The sequence below is a fragment of the Fibrobacterota bacterium genome, assembly GCA_019509785.1.
Classification (GTDB): Bacteria; Fibrobacterota; Fibrobacteria; order UBA11236; family UBA11236; genus Chersky-265.
Genome location: JAEKLQ010000097.1, coordinates 1 through 4,221, shown reverse-complemented (window position 1 = coordinate 4,221; position 4,221 = coordinate 1). Strand labels below are relative to the sequence as shown.

3 protein-coding genes are annotated in these 4,221 nt (G+C 66.5%); all 3 read left to right on the top strand.

The annotated features are described in order from the left end of the window. On the top strand, positions 1–1,454 hold a 1,454-nt coding region (locus tag JF616_22785), incomplete at its 5' end, for a carboxylesterase/lipase family protein (protein ID MBW8890590.1). An 18-nt stretch (positions 1,455–1,472) separates the two neighbouring features. After that, positions 1,473–2,429: an alpha/beta hydrolase gene (locus JF616_22780; protein MBW8890589.1), complete on the top strand. Its 957-nt coding sequence runs from the start codon at positions 1,473–1,475 to the stop codon at positions 2,427–2,429. A 167-nt stretch (positions 2,430–2,596) separates the two neighbouring features. Next, the coding region (locus tag JF616_22775) for a hypothetical protein (protein MBW8890588.1) at positions 2,597–4,221 on the top strand (1,625 nt) is incomplete at its 3' end.

Sequence of the window (4,221 nt, the reverse complement as noted above, 5' to 3'; positions counted from 1 at the left end):
AGACGACCGCGGGCGAGAACCGCTGGCTTCCCGCGAAGCCGCCGGCCCCATGGGCGGACGAGTATCCGGCGCTCGTCTACGGCGCGAACTGCCCGCAGAACACCCATCCCTGGACGAGCATCGAGCAGACATTCATCCAGGACTGGGACGATGGCTGGATGAGCGAGGACATGCTCAAGCTCAACGTCTGGACGCCAAGCCTGACCGGCAAGCGCGCCGTGATGGTCTACTTCCACGGCGGCGGTTACAGCTTCGGCTCCTCGTATGAGCTGCCGTCGCACGAAGGCGCGCAGATGGCGCGACACCACGACGTGGTGCAGGTGTCGGTCAATCATCGCCTGAACATCCTGGGTTTCCTCGACGCGGCGGAGATCGGCGGCGCGCCCTACGAAGATTCGGCCAACGTCGGCATGACGGATCTCGTCGCGGCCCTGCGCTGGGTGCACGAGAACATCGCCAACTTCGGCGGCGATCCCGATCGCGTCATGATCTACGGGCAATCCGGTGGCGGTTCGAAGGTGACGACGCTCATGGGCATGCCGTCCGCGGCGGGCCTGTTCCATCGCGCCGCCGCGCAATCGGGCGGTGGCGGAAACATCCCGAGCCGCGAGCAGCAGCGCGAGCTCGCGCGGCAGACGATGAAAGAGCTCGGCCTGTCCGCCAACGACATCGGTTCGTTGCAGAAGATGGAGTGGGCGAAGCTCATCGCGGCCGGTGCCGCCGCGGCCGCCAAGATCAATCCTCCCGGGCCGCCCGTGGCGGGACCGGGCGCACCGGGCACGCCGCGCGTGGGATGGTCACCGTGCGTCGACGGCAAGATCGTCAACATGCGATCGTTCTTCGACGCCGCGCCCACGATTTCGAAAGACGTGCCGATGCTGATCGGTTCGGTGAGCGAAGAGGGCAACCAGATGTCGCGGCGGCCAACCGAAGAGGAGTGGCGCGCGAATCTCACCAAGGCCTATGGAGAAGAGAAGGCGGGCGCGATCGTCACTGCGCTCAAGAAGGCGTACCCGCAGAAGCAGATTCGAACGCTGTCCTACATGTGCAGCGGCGCACCCGGTCTCAACGGCCTGTCCGTCCGCAACAACGTGGTGAAGATGGCCGGGTTCAAGCACGCGCTCAACGCGGCGCCCGCATACACGTACTACTTCACGTGGCAGACACCGATATTCGACGGCGCACCGGGCGCATGGCACACCGCCGAGCTCCAGTTCTGTTTCGACAATACGAAGCGCTGCGAGCAAGGCACCGGCAATACACCCGAAGCGCAGGCGCTCGCGAAGAAGATGGCGTCGTCGTGGGCGACGTTCGCGGCTACGGGAAATCCGGGCCTGCCGGGGCTCGCCTGGCAGCCCTCCGATCCGCAGACGAATCGCACGATGGTCTGGGACAACCAGTGCCGCATGGTGAACGACCCCGAAGGCGAGGCCCGCAAGCTGCTGCTGGCGTGATGACCGAAGGGGATCGAGATGATCAGGACGCTCAACGCCGCTCTCGTGCTCGCCGCGCTGGCCTGCCTGCAGTCCGCAGCCCGGGCCGGAGGACCACCGGACGCCGCGGGTGTTCCGGGCAAGATGCAGAGCGCGCCGCTGTATGGTGACGCGGCGATCCCCAACTCGCGGCCCGGCGCCGACGAAGAAGCGACGTCGGATGGCAGCTGGATAACGCACGTCTCGCGGCCGGTCATCCAGGTCTATCTACCGGCCAGGGCGAAGGCCACCGGCGCGGGCATCGTGATCTTCCCGGGCGGCGGGTATGCCGGACTGACGTTCGATTTCGAAGGCACGCAGCAGGCCAACTACTTCGTCGATCACGGCATCGCCGCTTTCGTGGTCAAGTACCGGATTCCGGACGATCGCACCATGGTGGATAAATCCCTGGGACCCCTCGAGGATGCGCAGCAGGCGATGCGGTACGCGCGCCGGCATGCCGCCGACCTCAACCTCGATCCGAAGCGGATCGGCGCGATCGGCTTTTCGGCCGGGGGTCACGTGGCAGCGACGCTCGCGACGCATTTCGACCACGCCTACGTCGACAACCCGGATCATCTCGACCTGCGGCCCGACTTCCTCGTGCTGGTATATCCCGTCATCAGCATGGACGGGAAGATCACCCACGTCGATTCGCGCAACGCGCTGCTGGGCAAGGATCCCACGGACGAACGGATCCGGTTCTTCTCCAACGAGCTGCACGTGACCCGTGACACGCCGCCGACGTTGATCCTGCACGCCGCCGACGATCGACTCGTCGACGTCGACAACAGCATCGTGTTCTTCGAAGCGCTGCGCCGCGCCGGCGTGCCGGTGGAGGCGCGGCTATTCCAGAAAGGCCAGCACGGCTTCTTTCTCATGCCCCGCGACCGATGGCAGGGGGCGATCATGGACTGGCTCGCCACGAATGGCTGGCTGAGCCCGCGCGCAAACTAGTCGCGGGCGGGTGGCCGCGAGGTGCCGAAACCGCAAGGTAGATAGAGGAGCGCCCAGTCGCGACATCGGCGTGATTGCTTCTCCTGGCTGCATCCATCGTGCGGTGCAAGGCGCACGGCGGGGACGGCGGCGCTATGCTCCGTGCCTCGTCGCGAGGGAGAGCGGTCATGGCAAGAGGCTCCGGTTCTCCGATATCTGAGGCCGCGCAGCGATCGTCTGCCCACGGACGCCGGCTCAAATTCCTGGGGGCGGCGCTGTTCTGGCCCGGCGTCGCCCTGCTGCCGGCCACGGCGGGCCTCGGCCGCGTGATGGGTTTCGCCGTCTTCGGTGTATTCGTGGTCGCCCTCGCGCTGATCTTCGCGGGACTCGCCCTCATGCGTCGCGGACGCAAGCTGACGACCGGTAGCGGCGATGCCGTGCTTGCCGGAGATCCACGGCCGCCCGTCGTGTACCTGCGACCATTCGACAGCGATACCCTCGGCGTGTCCGTCGTGACTCGCAGTCTGGGCTGGCGCTATTACACGGACGAGGAGCAGCTCGCGACGGTGGTCCAGGAGATCGGGCCGTTCATCGCGATCGGCGATCCGCGCGAAAAGGTCGCCAGCCTCGGGGCCGCGCGCATCTACGCACGCGAGGGCGGGTGGGAAGGCAAGGTGCTGGAGCTGGTCGCAAAGGCTCGCCTGATCATCCTGAGGGCCGGTACTTCGGAAGGCTTCTGGTACGAATTCCAGGCTGTTCTGACATCGACATCGCCCGCGCAGGTCCTGCTGCTCACGCCTGCCAGACGTTCCGACTACGAGTCGTTTCGCAAGCGAGCGCTCCGGATCCACGGCCGACCCTTGCCCGACTGGGCGGATGTCGGCAAGCACAAACTACTCAGCAATGCGGGCGCAATCATCGAATTCGACGACGACTGGACGCCGCGGACACTGCGAGTCATCAAGTCGATGACGCGAACCCCCTGGACCGCGCCGCAAGTCGCAAGATTGAAGCTCACGTTGCAGCCGGTGTTCGAACGGCTCGGAGTGCAGTACACGCCGCCGCCGGTGCGCCGCGCGCGCATGATCTTCATCGTCGTGGCGTTCGCCATCACCGCGTTTGCATTCAATTTCATGATCCTGCTGAACCCGCCCGGCTGGATCACGGACCTGTTCGAATCACATGACGAATACGTCAGCCGCGATCCGGTGGCGGGTCCGCCGCCTGAGCCGGTGGTCGAAACGCCGGTGGCCTCGGCCTACGACACCGCCGTGTCGAACCTGCAGGCACGACTCAAGGAAACGCCCGGGTTCCGCGCGGCGCTGGCGCGGCCGACCACCCCCGAACAGGCGCGCAGCATGGGCAGTGACCTGTCCGCGCGCGGAATGCGACGGCTCGGTGACGAGCGCCTGCTGGAGCGCGCTGCCATCATCGACCGGCTGGCCGGAGTCGCGGACGTGGACACCTGCGCCGCGCTGTTGACGGGCATTCGATCGAACGGAATGGAGGCGGCGCTGCGCCGACTCGATGACGCCGACGTCACCGCGTTTTTCGACATCGTGGGCGATGCCATGGTTGCGGAGCTTGGCCAGCAACCGGCGCCGCCGACGCCGCCGCAGGATGAGGTCACGTCGGCCATGAGAGCGCTGTTTCAGACCATGTCCGCCGACGATGTCCGGCCGATCGTCGATACCTTCGGCAATCCGCGCGGCGTCACCAACGACGTGGCCTGCCAGGCGACGCGCGCTCTGTTTTCCCACTTGCCGGCAGTGGCGGCCACGTCGCGGGCGGTCATCGTGCGCGCACTGGTCTC

Excerpts from the sequence above, each read along its gene's own strand:
- JF616_22780 (MBW8890589.1), top strand. The coding sequence starts at position 1,473 with ATGATCAGGACGCTCAACGCCGCTCTCGTGCTCGCCGCGCTGGCCTGC.